The 13,545-nt window shown below is 65.8% G+C and carries 9 protein-coding genes; 7 read left to right on the top strand and 2 right to left on the bottom strand.

Going from position 1 to position 13,545, the window contains the following annotated elements:
• Positions 1-3: 3 nt before the first annotated feature.
• On the top strand, positions 4-1,638 hold the full coding sequence (locus tag VGN62_RS03220; RefSeq protein ID WP_327451109.1) for a ShlB/FhaC/HecB family hemolysin secretion/activation protein: 1,635 nt from the start codon (positions 4-6) through the stop codon (positions 1,636-1,638).
• Here the strand turns inward: VGN62_RS03220 and VGN62_RS03225 are convergent.
• The gene (locus VGN62_RS03225) at positions 1,610-2,083 is read right to left on the bottom strand and encodes a hemerythrin domain-containing protein (RefSeq protein WP_327451111.1); all 474 of its coding nucleotides are present in this window, start codon (positions 2,081-2,083) and stop codon (positions 1,610-1,612) included. The two genes, VGN62_RS03220 and VGN62_RS03225, sit on opposite strands and share 29 nt — an antisense overlap.
• Before the next feature lie 213 nt (positions 2,084-2,296).
• Between VGN62_RS03225 and VGN62_RS03230 the strand changes: the two genes are divergently transcribed.
• Together VGN62_RS03230 and VGN62_RS03235 are read left to right on the top strand one after the other, a co-directional pair.
• Complete coding sequence (locus tag VGN62_RS03230) at positions 2,297-3,463, top strand: PepSY domain-containing protein (protein WP_327451113.1); 1,167 nt, start codon at positions 2,297-2,299, stop codon at positions 3,461-3,463.
• Complete coding sequence (locus VGN62_RS03235; protein ID WP_327451115.1) at positions 3,460-3,639, top strand: hypothetical protein; 180 nt, start codon at positions 3,460-3,462, stop codon at positions 3,637-3,639. Before VGN62_RS03230 ends, VGN62_RS03235 begins: the two co-directional genes overlap by 4 nt.
• A gap of 61 nt (positions 3,640-3,700) precedes the next feature.
• On the opposite strand, the gene VGN62_RS03240 is transcribed toward VGN62_RS03235, so the two are convergent.
• The gene (locus VGN62_RS03240) at positions 3,701-5,893 is read right to left on the bottom strand and encodes a TonB-dependent siderophore receptor (protein ID WP_327451117.1); all 2,193 of its coding nucleotides are present in this window, start codon (positions 5,891-5,893) and stop codon (positions 3,701-3,703) included.
• A 150-nt stretch (positions 5,894-6,043) separates the two neighbouring features.
• Between VGN62_RS03240 and VGN62_RS03245 the strand changes: the two genes are divergently transcribed.
• From VGN62_RS03245 to VGN62_RS03260, 4 genes are all read left to right on the top strand, one after another.
• The gene (locus VGN62_RS03245) at positions 6,044-7,045 is read left to right on the top strand and encodes a pyridoxamine 5'-phosphate oxidase family protein (protein WP_327451119.1); all 1,002 of its coding nucleotides are present in this window, start codon (positions 6,044-6,046) and stop codon (positions 7,043-7,045) included.
• Between the two features lie 64 nt (positions 7,046-7,109).
• Positions 7,110-7,976, top strand: a complete 867-nt coding sequence (locus VGN62_RS03250) for a Ku protein (protein ID WP_327451121.1) — start codon at positions 7,110-7,112, stop codon at positions 7,974-7,976.
• Between the two features lie 157 nt (positions 7,977-8,133).
• Positions 8,134-10,653, top strand: a complete 2,520-nt coding sequence (ligD, locus tag VGN62_RS03255) for a DNA ligase D (RefSeq protein ID WP_327451126.1) — start codon at positions 8,134-8,136, stop codon at positions 10,651-10,653.
• Positions 10,654-10,851: 198 nt separating this feature from the next.
• Positions 10,852-13,527, top strand: a complete 2,676-nt coding sequence (locus tag VGN62_RS03260; protein WP_327451128.1) for a TonB-dependent receptor — start codon at positions 10,852-10,854, stop codon at positions 13,525-13,527.
• Positions 13,528-13,545 lie beyond the last annotated feature (18 nt).

The raw sequence follows: 13,545 nt of genomic DNA on the forward strand, positions 1-13,545 counted from the left end.
CCCATGCGCAATCTGCGCATCGCCTGTGCCGCGGCGGCGGCCGGAGCCCTGCTCTGCCCCGCCGCGGCATGGACTACCCAGCCCGCGGCGACGCCGCTCGACGGCCGCCCGCCCCTCGCCCCCGACCGCAGCCGCGATCCGCTGCCCGACCCCGAAGCGAAGCCGCTTTCGCTCGGCAAGGTCGAACTCGGCGCGCGGCCCGACGTCACGATCCGCGAAATCCGCTTCGTCGGCGCGGGTGTCCCCGCGAACGTCGGCCGCGCAGCGCAACGTTTCGTCGGCAGGCCCGCCTCGGCGGACAATCTCGCGAAGCTCGCCGCCGCGATGACGCGCGCCTATAATCGCTCGAGCGTCGCGCTCTTCACGCTCGTCATCCCCGAACAGGATCTGTCGGGCGGCGTCGTCACCGTCGCCTCGGCCGAGGGCCATGTCGGGTCGGTGACCTTGAGCGGCGAGCGCGAGAGCGGCCCCGCGCCGCTTGTCGAAAAAATGGCGGCGGGCCTCACCGGCCACCGTCCACTCCCGCGCGCGCGCTTCGAACGCGCGCTCGGCAGTATCGCCGACATCCCGGGGGTCACCGTCACCCCCTCGCTCGCGCTCGGCACCGAACAGGGCGCGGTTGCGCTCGACCTCGCGGTCGATGCGAAAAAGCCGACGCTCGGCCTCGGCTTCACGACGCGCACCAGCCAGTTCGTCAACGACGGCATTGTCGAGGCGAACGCGCGCGGTACCAGCCTGCTGCGCAGCGGCGACGAAACGCGCCTCTCGGGCGCCGCAGCGCTCAACTTCAAATCCCTGCTCTATATCGCCGCGAGCCATTCGACCCCGCTCGGCGCCGGGGGCACGCGCGCCGAGATTTCCGGCGCCGCGCTACGCACCCGCCCGAAGGGCATCGCGATCGACGGCGAAGCGTGGAGCGCGGGCCTCGGGGTCACCCACCCGCTGATCCGCGCGTCGCGGCGCAACCTCGTCGCGGCGGCGCGGCTCGATTATCTCGATTCGAAGAACGCGCTTTTCGGCTCGACGATCGCCGCCGAAAAGACATGGACGGCAAGCGGGAGCCTCGCCTTCCGCCTCAGCGAAGACCGCACCGTCGTCGGCGCGCGCATCGGCGGCGCCAAGGGGCTCGATTTCGCCGGCGCGCGTGTCGATCCGGGCGTCGGCGAGGTTGGCTTCCTCTATGCCGACGCGAGCATCGAGGCGAACCAGGCGATCGGCAAGGTCGCGGTCGTCCGCGCCGCCGCGACCGGCCGCTGGACGCGCGACCGCCTGCCCGCGGCGCAGCGCTTCAGCGTCGGCGGCGCGACCTTCGGCCGCGCCTTCGCCGACGGGCTGGTCAATGGCGACCGCGGCTTCGCCAGTTTCGGCGAGCTCGCCTGGCGCCCGCTGCGCAGCGGCAAACTGTCCAAAAGCGAAATCTACAGCTTCGTCGACTATGCCGACGTCACGCTGCTCGCACGCACCGCGATCCCGCGCACCGATTTCCGGCTGGGCAGCTGGGGCGGCGGGGTACGCCTGTCCTATGCCGAGAACGCCACCATCGGCCTCGAACTCGCCGATGCGTGGAAACAGCCGGTGCCGGGCTATGATCAGGACTGGCGCGTCGCGCTCAGCTGGAAATTGGCGATCCGGCCCTGATCGCGGCATCGACCGCCGCCGCAGCGTAGAGCTTGTCGGCGAGCGGATAAAGTTCACGTTCCTCGCGCTCGACCCGCACCGCCAGCATTTCGAAGATGCTCGCCGTCGCGCGGCAAAAACCCGGCCAGTCCGCCGCGGCCCGCTCGCCCGTCCATTTGTCGTCATAGGCGACAAACTCCGCGGCCAGGTCGCCCATTTCCAGCTCGAACGCGTGCGTGATCCGCATCAGTTCGGGATCGCCCGTCGCGTTGAGGCGGGGATAGAGCACCCAATCCTCGCATTTCAAATGGCGCACCAATGTTTCGCGAAGCAGGCCGCGCGCCGACGCCAATTCGCTTGCATCGGGGGGCTGGGGGGCGCGGGTCATATCGAGGATGATCCGCGACAGCGTGACCAGTGCCGCATGTTCGGCGCGCAATCGCTGCATCTCGCGGCTCAAGGGCATAGTGGCTCCAGCGGTGCGAGCGGTCCCTCGACGGCCACTATACGCCGCGCGCCGTGAAAGGAAAGTGAATCGGTATGCGCAGCCAAGGCGGCCCGAACACTGGCATAGCTGGCCCGAACGACGCGGCAACGCTCGCGATTCCGGTTGTCAAAAGCGGGACCTCGCCATAGGGCTATTTGAGAATTTCTCGCAATAACCGCGGCCCGCCAGCTTATGCAACGACCGACCATCCGCGCATGGTTCCTCGTCCACAAATGGACGAGCATCATCTGCACCGCCTTCCTGCTGATGCTGTGCCTCACCGGCCTGCCGCTGATCTTCCACGACGAAATCGATGCGCTGACCGAAACCGCGCCGCGCTATGGCCTGCCCGGCGTCGGATCCTCGGGCGAAGCGCCGGGCCTCCGCCCGCTCGACGAAATGCTCGCAAAGGCGCTCGCGGCGCGCCCGGGCGAGGTGCCCGTGTTCATGGCGTTCGACAACGACAATCCGTCGATGACGATCACCACCGCACCGCGACCCGATTCGCCCGATAGCGCAATGACGATCCAGCTCTGGGACCGCTCGACGGGGGAAGCCACCGGCGCGGTCGACGAAAGCGGGGTGATGCACTTCATCCTCCAGCTCCACACCGACATGTTCCTCGGCCTTCCCGGGATGCTCTTTCTCGGGCTGATGGGGCTGCTCTTCGTCGCCGCGATTATCTCGGGCGCCGTTCTTTACGCGCCCTTCATGCGCAAGCTCGATTTCGGAACGCTGCGCACATCGCGCAGCACGCGCCTCAAATGGCTCGACTACCATAATCTCCTCGGCATCGTCGCGCTCGCGTGGATGAGTGTCGTCGGCGCGACGGGCGTGATCAACGCCCTCGCGACGCCGATCTTCGCGCAGTGGCAGACGACCGAGCTCGCCGAGATGGTGCGCGCCTATGATGGCAAAGGCGCAGTGCCGCCCGAACGCTACGGCTCGATCGACAAGGCGATGGCCGCCGCGCGCAAGGCCGTGCCGGGCAACAACCCGCAATTCATCGCCTTCCCCGGCGGCGATTTCAGCAGCAAGCATCATGTCGCGATCTTCTTCCAGGGCGCGACACCGCTCACCGAACGGCTGCTCACCCCCGCGCTCGTCGATGCCGAGACGGGCGAGTTCACCGACGCGCGCGCCATGCCCTGGTACGCACAGGCGCTGTTCGTGTCGCAGCCGCTCCACTTCGGCGATTATGGCGGGCTGCCGCTCAAGCTGCTCTGGGCGGTGCTCACCCTCTTCACGATCATCGTCCTCGGCTCGGGCCTCTACCTCTGGCTTGGCAAGCGCCGCGCGGGGACCGACGCGCTCGTTCGCGAGGTCGAAAGCGGCGGCACTGTGGTTCCCGCCGAATGAAGAAACCTCAAAGCCTCCGCCGGATCTTCGCCGTCCCGCTGCTGCTCGCGCTGCTCAGCGTCGCGGGGCTGGTCGTTGCGCTCACCGGCGACGGCTGGCGCGACGGCGCGGCGTGGATCGCCCTCGGCATCCCCGTGCTCGTGGCCGGCTGGGCGATGAAGGCGCGCCGCCGCTAAAGCGAAGAGGGCCACGGAGCCTGCCCGGCGGCCCTCGAAAGCCTGCCGTGGACGCGGGAGGTCAGAAGCGCTTGGTCACCGTCGCAATGACCTGGCGCCCTTCGGCGAAGAAGCAGCCGGCAAGGCCGGTGCAGCGACCCGCGTAACGCTTGTCGAACAAATTGCTGCCGTTGACCGCAAAGCGCCAGCCCGGAATGTCATAGTGCAGCGCCGCGTCGAACAATGTCACCGCGGGGCTGGTGAAGGTCGCCGGGATGACGATCCCGCTCGGCGTGGTCACCGTCGCGCCGGGCAGCGCAACGACGCCATTGCTGCTGCTGAGGTGGCGCACGCCAACCCCGCCGCCCGCGCCGCTACCATGCGTATAGTCGACGAACAGCGACGCCTTGTGTCGCGGCTGCGCGGCAAGGCGCGCGCCGACCTCGGCGGGATTGTTGCTCTCGCTGACCTTCGCGTCGAGATAGGTGTAGGATGCGTTGATCGACAGCTGCTGGCGGATACGCGCCACGACCTCGAGTTCGAGGCCCTTCGAGGTGACCTCGCCCGTCTGGACCGAGAAGCCCGGGTTGACCGTGTCTTGCGTCAGCACATTGCTCTGCACGATGCGATAGAGGGCGCCGGTCGCGAAGATCCTGAAATCGTCGCCCATGTTGCGGCCGTCGAACTTGACCCCCGCCTCAATCTGCTTGCCCTCGCTCGGATCGAAGGCGTTCCCGCCGAACGTCTGCCCGACGAGCGGCTGGAACGAGGTCGCATAGCTGATGTACGGCGCGATACCGCTGTCGGTCACATAAGTCGCGCCCGCGCGCCAGGTGAACTTCCTTTCCTTCACTTCGGGGAAGGCGGCGCCGGTCGCATAATTGTTGATCGTCATCCAGTCGTGACGCCCCGACAGCGTCAGGATCAGGTTGCCGATATGCGCCTGGTCCTGCAGGTAGACGCCGGTCTGTTTCAGCCGCTGGTTGGTGAAGTCGAACAGCGAGGTCGGCGCCGGGATCGGCGTCGCGCTATACACCGGGTTGAACAGGTCGATGTTCGTTGCGGGAAGGAAGTTGAACGCCGACTGCTCGCGATAATTGCGATAGTCGAGGCCCGCGAGGACATGATGCTCGATCGCGCCCGTTTCGAACTGCGCGTCGAACCGCGAATCGACCGCGAACTGCTGCACATCGTCGGCAAAGGGGAAGTTCGAGCGCGTCACCGTGCGATTGTCGGCCGAAAGGCCGTTCGCATAGATGATCTGCTGATATTCGCTGTAATCGCTCCAGCGCGCATTTTGCGTGAAGCGCAGCGCCGACGAGAAGCGGTGCGTGAATTCGTAACCGAGGCTCCACTGTTCGCGGCGGTAATAATTATAGTCGGGCTCGCCGAGGTTGATACCGCGGCGGACCTTGCCGACCGGGTTGGGGACAAGCACGCCGACCGCGGGCAGGAAGCCGTTCGTATCGCCTTCGACGCGGTCCCACTGATAATAGCCGAGCGCGGTGATCTTCGTGTCGGGGCCGATGTCGAACGCCACGGCGGGCGCGACATAGGCGCGGCGCGCGGTGACGAAATCGGTCTGGCCGTCGCGATCGCGATACAGGCCGGTCAGCCGAGCGCTGACGCCGTTGGTCAGCTCGCCGGTGATCGTGCCTGCCGCCTGCTTGAAATCGTCGGTGCCATATTTGAGCTGGATTTCGCCGCTCGTGCGCGTCGAGGGTCGGCGGCTGGTGAGGTTATAGATGCCGCCCGGGGGTGTCGTGCCATAGAGGACGCCCGCGGGACCCTTCAATATATCGACCGCCTCGAAGCCGTAGAGATCGACCCCGACGTTCGAAATCGTCGAGCTGACCGGCGCCTGCAGTCCGTCGACATATTGCACGGGGACGAAGCCGCGCAGCGTCAGGAAGTCGAAGCGCAGGTCGGGGCCGTAATTTTCGCCGACGATGCCCGCCGTGTAGCGCACCGCCTGCTGCACATCGACGAAGTTCAACAGGTCGATCTGGTCGCGCGAGATCACCGACACCGACTGCGGCGTCTCGATCAGCGGCGCGGTCGTCTTGCTCGCGGTGATCGCGCCCGAAGGGACGAAGCGGCGCGCGGTGACGACGATTGCGCCATCGTCCTGCTTCACCGCTTCGACGCCGCCTTCCTCGACCGTGTCCGCCGGGACCGCGGCGCTGTCCTGCGCCAGCGCGGCCGACGGCGCCCAAGCCGCCCCCGCCATCAGCAACGCACCCGTGCGAAGGCCGAGGCCCCTGAATCCGCGCATTTTCCGTATCCCTCAAGCTTGATCGGTCCTGCCGAAACCGCTAAGGCAATTGCGACTGATTTGCAATAAGACTGCGGTGAAGCAGTCCATCGTTCGGGCCAAAAAGCTTCTCGATCGGGCCATGGCGACAGGGAAACAGAGGAAAAGCCGATGAGCGACGTCGACAGCATCGCGGGCCTCGAGGCCATTTTGGGGAAGGCGCCGCCCGCGGTGAATCTCAAGGTCATCGATCATGCCGACGCCACGGCGCGCCGCTGGCTCGAAGCCTCGCCGCTGATGTTCGCCGGGTTCGGCGACGCGAACGGCATCGCGATCACGCTCGGCGGCGGCGGAGCCGGCTTTGCCGTCGCCGACGACAAGACGCTCGCCATTCCCCTCGCCGCGCTCGACGATCCGGCGCTCGCGTTGCCGGGCGCGAGCTTCGGTTCGCTGTTCCTCGTCCCCGGGATCGGCGAGACGTTGCGCATCAACGGCCGCGTCGCGGCGGTGGCGGGCGGCGATGTGCAGGTCGCGGTCGAGGAATGCTACGTCCATTGCGCCAAGGCGCTGATCCGCTCGAGTTTCTGGTCCGCCGATCCGATGGCGGCAGCACCTGCCGCCAGCCCCGCCTTCGCCGCCGCGGCCTCCTTCATGGCGCTCGCGACGATCGACCCCGCGGGCCATGCCGACCTCAGCCCGAAGGGCGACCCCGCCGGGTCGATGGCGCATCTCGACGGCGACCAGCTCTGGTTCGCCGACCGCCCCGGCAACCGGCGCACCGACAGCTTCCGCAACCTCATCGCGCAGCCGCGTATCGCCGCCGCGCTGCTGATCCCCGGGTCGGCGGACGTCGCGATCCTTCGCGGCACCGCGACGCTCACCGACGACGAAACCGCACGCGCGACCTTCGCGGTGCAGAGCAAGGTGCCGCTGCTCGCAACGCGCGTCGACGATGTCGTGATCGAACGCCGGTCGAGCGCCGCCCTCGCGCGCGCCGCGCTTTGGCCCGCCGCCCCCGCACCCGCCGATATCAAGCCCGCCAAGATGTTTGCCGAACATGTCCGGCTCAACAAGGACAAGGGGCTCGGTGCGCGCATCGCGGGCGCGTTCGTCTCGGTCCCCGGGCTGATGCAGCGCGGGCTCGACAAGGATTACAAGGACAATCTCTACTAAGCCGCGTCCGACGGAACCCCTCGCGCCCCCGGACATTTGGAGTCGGGCAGCGAAAGGAACGTCGATGGCCGCACGCGCATATTGGAAGGGTCAGATCCGCCTCGCTTTGGTGTCGATCCCGGTCGAAATCTATTCGGCGACCAAATCGGGCGCCGCGGTGACCTTCCGCCAGATCCACGAGCCGAGCGGCAAGCCGGTCAAATATGAAAAAGTCGTGCCCGGCATCGGCGCGATCGACCATGACGATATCGTCAAGGGCTTCGAACTGTCGAAGGGCAATTATGTCCTGCTCGACGAGGAAGAAATCGAGGCGGTCAAGCTCGAGAGCAAACGCACGCTGGAGCTCGTCCAGTTCGTCGACACCGACGCGATCGACGTCCTCTATTATACCAAGCCCTATTATGTCGTCCCGGCCGACGAGCTTGCCGAAGAAGCCTATATCGTGCTGCGTGAGGCGCTGAAGCGCACGAAAAAGGTCGGGCTCGGCCAGCTCGCGCTGCGCGGGCAGGAACAGCTCGTCGCGCTGCGTCCGTGCGGGCGCGGGCTTGTGCTCGAAGTGCTGCGCTACGCCGACGAGGTGAACAAGGCGGCCAATTATTTCCGCGACGTCGGGGCCAGCAAGCCCGACGCCGACCTGCTCGACCTCGCCGAAACGCTGATCGCCAAGAAAAGCGGCAAGTTCGACGCCTCCGACTATCACAACCATTATATCGACGCGCTCAAGCGCGTGATCGCCAAGAAAGCGAAAGCCAAGGGCAAGCGCGTGCTCGAGGATGTCGAGGAACCCGCGAGCACCGGCCGCGGCTCGAACGTCATCGACCTGATGGCGGCGCTCAAGGCCTCGGTCGACGGCAAGAAGACCGCGCCTGCCAAAGCGGCATCTGCGAAGAAAGCCCCGGCGAAAAAGGCACCAGCGCGCAAGCGCGCCTGATACCCATGAGAATCGCGCCACACCTCCCCTGCCCGTGCCCCTGCGAAGGCAGGGGCCCATCACCTGCCCTTTCCTCATTTCGGTCCGGGTTGGTTGATATGGCCGGGTCCGGTGATGGGCCCCTGCCTTCGCAGGGGCACACGGCGGCGAGACTCTGATGGCCAGGCGTACCGACCCGCTCGCGCAATATAACGCCAAGCGCGATTTCGCGCTGACCCCCGAACCTGCGGGCAAGGTCGAGAAGGGCCAAAAACGTCAAACGCGCAACCGCTTCATCGTCCAGAAGCACGACGCGACGCGGCTCCACTACGACTTCCGCCTCGAGGTCGATGGCGTCCTCAAAAGCTGGGCCGTCACCAAGGGTCCGAGCGCCGACCCCGCCGACAAGCGCCTCGCGGTGCGCACCGAAGACCATCCGATGAGCTACGCCGACTTCGAGGGCGGTATCCCCAAAGGCGAATATGGCGGCGGCACGGTGATGCTGTGGGATCGCGGCACGTGGAAGCCCGTCGAAGGCAAGAGCGCGAAGGATATCGACAAGGGTCACCTCCACTTCACCCTCGACGGCGAGCGCATGAAGGGCCAATGGCTGCTCGTCCGCATGAAACCGCGCCCCGGCGAAAAGCGCGAGAACTGGCTGCTGCGCAAGATCGACGACGCCTTCGCAGGCGGCGCCGACGAACTCGTCGGGCGGCAGCTCACCAGCGTCCTCACCGGCCGCACGATGGCCGAAATCGCGGGCGACGAAGGCGGCGAGCAATCGTTGAAGGACGCCAGGGGCGCTGCCTTCACGAAGAAGATGCGGACGGCCGCAGCGCACAACAAAAAGGTCGCGAAACCTGCCGCCAAGGGCAAGCCGCCGAAATTCCGCCCGCCCCAGCTCGCAACGCTGGTCGACGCGGTGCCGTCGGGCAACGGCTGGTTCCACGAGATCAAATATGATGGCTACCGCGCCGAAATCGCCGCGGCGAGCGCCGACGTGCGCGTCTACACAAGGAACGGCCTCGACTGGACCGACAAGTTCGCCCCGCTCGTCCGCCACATCGCGGCGCTCGACCTGCCGCCGTGCCTGATCGACGGCGAGATCGTCGCCTATGGCAAGGACGGCAATCCCGACTTCTCGTCGCTGCAGGCTGTGCTGAAGCGCGGCCACGGCGCGCAGGACGAGAAAACCGCACTCCACCTCTTCGCCTTCGACCTGCTCGAATTGGACGGAAAATCGCTCGCAAAGCTCGGCAATCTCGAACGCAAGGAGCGGCTCGAAGCGTTGCTCCGCAATGCCAGGCCGCCGGTCGCGGTCGCCGACCATGTCATCGGCGCAGGGGAAAAGCTCTATGCCGCGATGTGCGGCGCGGGACAGGAAGGTATCATCTCGAAGCGCGCCGACGCCGCTTATTCGGGCCGCCGCTCGAAAAATTGGGTGAAGGTCAAATGCACGCGGCGGCAGGAGTTCATCCTCGTCGGCTGGAACCCCTCCTCGGCGAAGGGCCGCGCTTTCGCGTCGCTTCTCCTCGCCCAGCGCGAGAAGGGCGAGCTTGTCTACAAAGGCAATGTCGGGACCGGCTTCGACAGCGATACGATGGCCGACCTCGCGAAGAGATTTGCGAGGCTGGAACGCAAGACCGCCCCGCTCGACGTCGATGCCGCCACCGCACGCAAGGTCCGCTGGCTCAAACCCGATCTCGTCGCCGAAATCGCCTTCGCCGAATTCACCGCGAGCGGATCGGTCCGCCACGCAAGCTTCCGCGGCCTGCGCCAAGACAAGGAGGCCAAAGACGTGACCCCCGAAAAGAAGCAGCCCGCCCCCGCGCCGGAAAGCGATGTCACGATCAGCAGCCGCGACCGCATCATCTTCCCCGAAGCGAAGGCGACGAAGGGCGACCTTGCGGATTATTATGCTGCGATCGCGCCGATCATGCTCCCGCACACCGCACGCCGGCCGATCAGCCTCGTCCGCTGTCCGCAGGGCCGCGGCAAGAAATGCTTTTTCCAGAAGCATGATTCGGGATCGTTCGGCGATCACGTCCTCCACGTGCCGATCAGGGAGAAGGACGGCGGGCACGAGGATTATCTCTATGTCGAGGACGCCGACGGCATCCTCGCGTGCGTCCAGATGGGGACGATCGAATTCCACGGCTGGGGCAGCCATGTCGGCAGCCTCGAAAAGCCCGACCGCATGGTGTTCGACCTCGATCCCGACGAAGGGCTCGATTTCGCCGATGTGAAGAAGGCCGCGCTCGACATCCGCCGCCAGCTCGCCGACATCGGGCTGGTGAGCTTCGCGATGCTGTCGGGCGGCAAGGGGGTGCATGTCGTCGTGCCGCTCGATCCGGGGCATGACTGGGACGCGCACAAGGATTTCTCGAAACGCTTCGCCGAGGCCTTGAGCCTCGCCGAGCCCGACCGTTTTGTCGCGACGATGAGCAAGGCGAAACGCAAGGGCAAGATTTTCATCGACTGGCTTCGCAACCAGCGCGGCAGCACCGCGATCATGCCCTGGTCGGTGCGCGCGCGCGAAAATGCACCGGTTGCGGTCCCGATCGGCTGGGACGCGCTTGCTGGCGCCCGAAAGGCGGGGCAATGGACGATCGGCGATGCCGACGAGCTGCTCGCCCGCGCGGCGGGGCCCGACCTCAAGGGCTGGGGCTTCGCAAGCCAGTCACTCCCCGATTTCTAGCGCCTGCGGCCGCCAGAAATTGGTTAGCTTACTAATAAGCATTCTAACAATACCAATAGAATACCAAAGTGCAGCATATTTTGTTCGCTCCGGGGCAAAATCGCGCCGAAACGAGCTTGACGTATAGATTGGTATGTCTAATGTCCCCCGAAAATCAGAGCAATAATTGATTTTCGATCAAAATAAGGGAGACTCGACATGACCAATGCAAGATATCTGCTCGCTTCGGCCAGCATTGGTACGCTGCTTTTTGCCGCCAGCGCAGCCCAAGCGCAAACCTCCGCCCCCGCGACCGACACGGCAGCCGAGAGCGAAATCGTCGTCACCGGCATCCGCGGATCGCTCCGCGAGGCGATCGACGCGAAGCGCGACCTTGCCGTGATCGCCGACGTCGTCACCGCCGAGGATGTCGGCAAATTCCCCGACAAGAATGTCGCCGAGGCGCTCCAGCGCGTCCCCGGCATCGTCGTCAACCGCGAATTCGGCGAAGGCGAACGCGTCTCACTCCGCGGCACCGCGCCGAACCTCACCAAGACCCTGCTCAACGGCCACAGCGTCGCGACCGCCGACTGGTTCATCCTCGATCAGGTCGCCTCGACGCGCAGCTTCAACTATCTGACCCTGCCCGCCGAGATCATCGGCCGCCTCGAAGTCTACAAGAGTCCGCAGGCCGACGTCGAAGAAGGCGGGGTCGGCGGCACGATCAACGTCATCACGCGCAACCCGCTCGACCTCGAACCGCTCACCCTCTCGGCGTCGGTACAGGGCGTCTATTCGGACCTGTCGGGCAAGTTCGACCCGCAGCTTTCGGGGCTCGTCAGCTGGAAGAACGCCGACGAAACCTTCGGCGTTCTCCTCGGCGCGATCTACCAGAAGCGCCGCACGCGCCGCGACGGCCTCGAAATCTTCGGCTACCGCTCCTTCCCCGTCGGCGGCGGGCAGAATGCGCTCGTCCCGACGCTGATCGGCTCGACGATGTTCGAACAGGACCGCGAACGTTATGGCGCCAATATCGGCATCCAGTTCCGCCCGTCGGACGAGCTCGAAATCAACATCACCGGGCTCTATTCGCGCTTCAACGCCGACAACTTCAACCAGAATTATATCGCATGGGGCGAACAGGCGCTCGCCGGCGGCGGCGCGATCACGGGTGCCGTGGTCGAGGACGGTGTCGCGGTCGCGGGCAATATCGCCTCGGCGACCGGCGGCACGACGGGCTTCGGCGTCGTCTATGACGCGATCGACCGCCAGGCGGTCGCCAAGACCGTCTCGGCCGACTTCGACCTGACGTACCGCCCGACCGACAGCCTCTCGGTCCATTTCAAGGCGGGCTGGACCAAGGCGAACGGCGACACGAGCAACGAGAATTTCATCGAGTTCGCCGGTCCCGGTGCCTTTGCTTACGACCTGCGCAGCGGCCGCCCCGAAGTCAGCTTCTCGAACCCGAACCCGCTCAACCCGGCCGGGATCCGCCCCGACTTCGCGCGTATCCAGTCGGTGACGAACGACGATGAGGAGAAATATTTCTACCTCGACATCGAAAAACAGGTCGAATGGGGTCCGCTCACCGCGCTCAAATTTGGGGTCAAATATACCGACCACGACCGCGTCGCCGAACGCTTCGCGACCAACGGCGGGGTGTTCACCCCCGGCCTGCGCTGCGGCGGCGCCCCATGCACCTCGGCCGATTTCGCGACCGGCAGCGGGATGCCCGGCGACTTCCTCGACAATATCGCGGCGCCCGGCACGCTCAAAGACTACTGGCGCGTCGATCCCGCGAAGCTGCGCCAGATCTACGGGTCGCAGACCGCGCCCGGCACCGACCGTTTCCTCGTCCCCGGCAACACTTACTCGATCAACGAAAAGGCGTGGGGCGGCTATGGCCTCGCCAAATTCGGCGGCGAGGGCTGGCGCGGCAATGTCGGCGTGCGCGTGATCGAAACGAAGCAGACGTCGGACGGCTTCATCATCGGCGGCGCGAACCCGCAATTCACCAACCCGTTCGGCGGCTTCACCCCGTCGACCGCGAAGCGGTCGTACACCGACATCTTGCCGAGCGCGAACCTCTCGGTCGACCTGTCGGATCAGGTCGTGCTGCGCTTCGCCGCAGGCAAGACGGTGACGCGCCCCGATTTCGTCGACATCACCCCCGGCGTCGACCTCAACGGCACGCTGCTCACCGGCCGCGGCGGCGATCCGAACCTCGATCCCTATCGCGCCAACCAGTATGATTTGTCGATCGAATGGTATCCCGACCGCGAGACGATCGTCGCGCTCGCTGCCTTCTACAAGGATATCCAGTCGTACATCGTCAACACGACCTCGACCGAAATATTGCCGGGCGTCTTCGTGCCGGGGTCGCAGCCCGCGGGCTGCGTCGCGGCGGGCGGCGGCAATCCGAACCTGTTCAACTGCCCCTATCAGATCAATCGCCGCAGCAACGGCGACGGCGGGCGCAACCAGGGCTTCGAATTCCAGGTTTCGCGCCCGATCTGGGGCGGCTTCGGCGCGGTGGTCAACTACACCTATTCGGACGCCAAGGCGAACAATGGCGATCCGATCCCGGGCAATTCGAAACACTCGCTCAACCTGACGGGCTATTATGAAAACGACCTCGTCAGCGCGCGGCTCTCGTACAACTACCGGTCGAAATTCTTCATCGATATCGATCGCGCGGCGCCGCTCAACCAGGCCGCGCTCTCGTCGCTCGACGCGTCGGTCAGCGTCAACATCACCGACAATATCGCGCTCACCGCCGACGCGATCAACCTGACCAACGAGAAGATCGAGCAATATTCGGGCAGCCGTGACCGCCCGCGCGCGATCTATGACAATGGCCGCCAATTCTATATCGGGGCGCGCCTGAAGTTCTGATCCCCCCGCGGCCGGTAT

The organism is Sphingopyxis sp., assembly GCF_035998905.1.
In the GTDB taxonomy this organism is placed as follows: domain Bacteria; phylum Pseudomonadota; class Alphaproteobacteria; order Sphingomonadales; family Sphingomonadaceae; genus Sphingopyxis.

Excerpts from the sequence above, each read along its gene's own strand:
- VGN62_RS03225 (WP_327451111.1), bottom strand. The coding sequence starts at position 2,083 with ATGCCCTTGAGCCGCGAGATGCAGCGATTGCGCGCCGAACATGCGGCA.
- VGN62_RS03220 (WP_327451109.1), top strand. The coding sequence starts at position 4 with ATGCGCAATCTGCGCATCGCCTGTGCCGCGGCGGCGGCCGGAGCCCTG.
- VGN62_RS03260 (WP_327451128.1), top strand. The coding sequence starts at position 10,852 with ATGACCAATGCAAGATATCTGCTCGCTTCGGCCAGCATTGGTACGCTG.
- VGN62_RS03235 (WP_327451115.1), top strand. The coding sequence starts at position 3,460 with ATGAAGAAACCTCAAAGCCTCCGCCGGATCTTCGCCGTCCCGCTGCTG.
- VGN62_RS03250 (WP_327451121.1), top strand. The coding sequence starts at position 7,110 with ATGGCCGCACGCGCATATTGGAAGGGTCAGATCCGCCTCGCTTTGGTG.
- VGN62_RS03245 (WP_327451119.1), top strand. The coding sequence starts at position 6,044 with ATGAGCGACGTCGACAGCATCGCGGGCCTCGAGGCCATTTTGGGGAAG.
- VGN62_RS03230 (WP_327451113.1), top strand. The coding sequence starts at position 2,297 with ATGCAACGACCGACCATCCGCGCATGGTTCCTCGTCCACAAATGGACG.
- ligD (WP_327451126.1), top strand. The coding sequence starts at position 8,134 with ATGGCCAGGCGTACCGACCCGCTCGCGCAATATAACGCCAAGCGCGAT.
- VGN62_RS03240 (WP_327451117.1), bottom strand. The coding sequence starts at position 5,893 with ATGCGCGGATTCAGGGGCCTCGGCCTTCGCACGGGTGCGTTGCTGATG.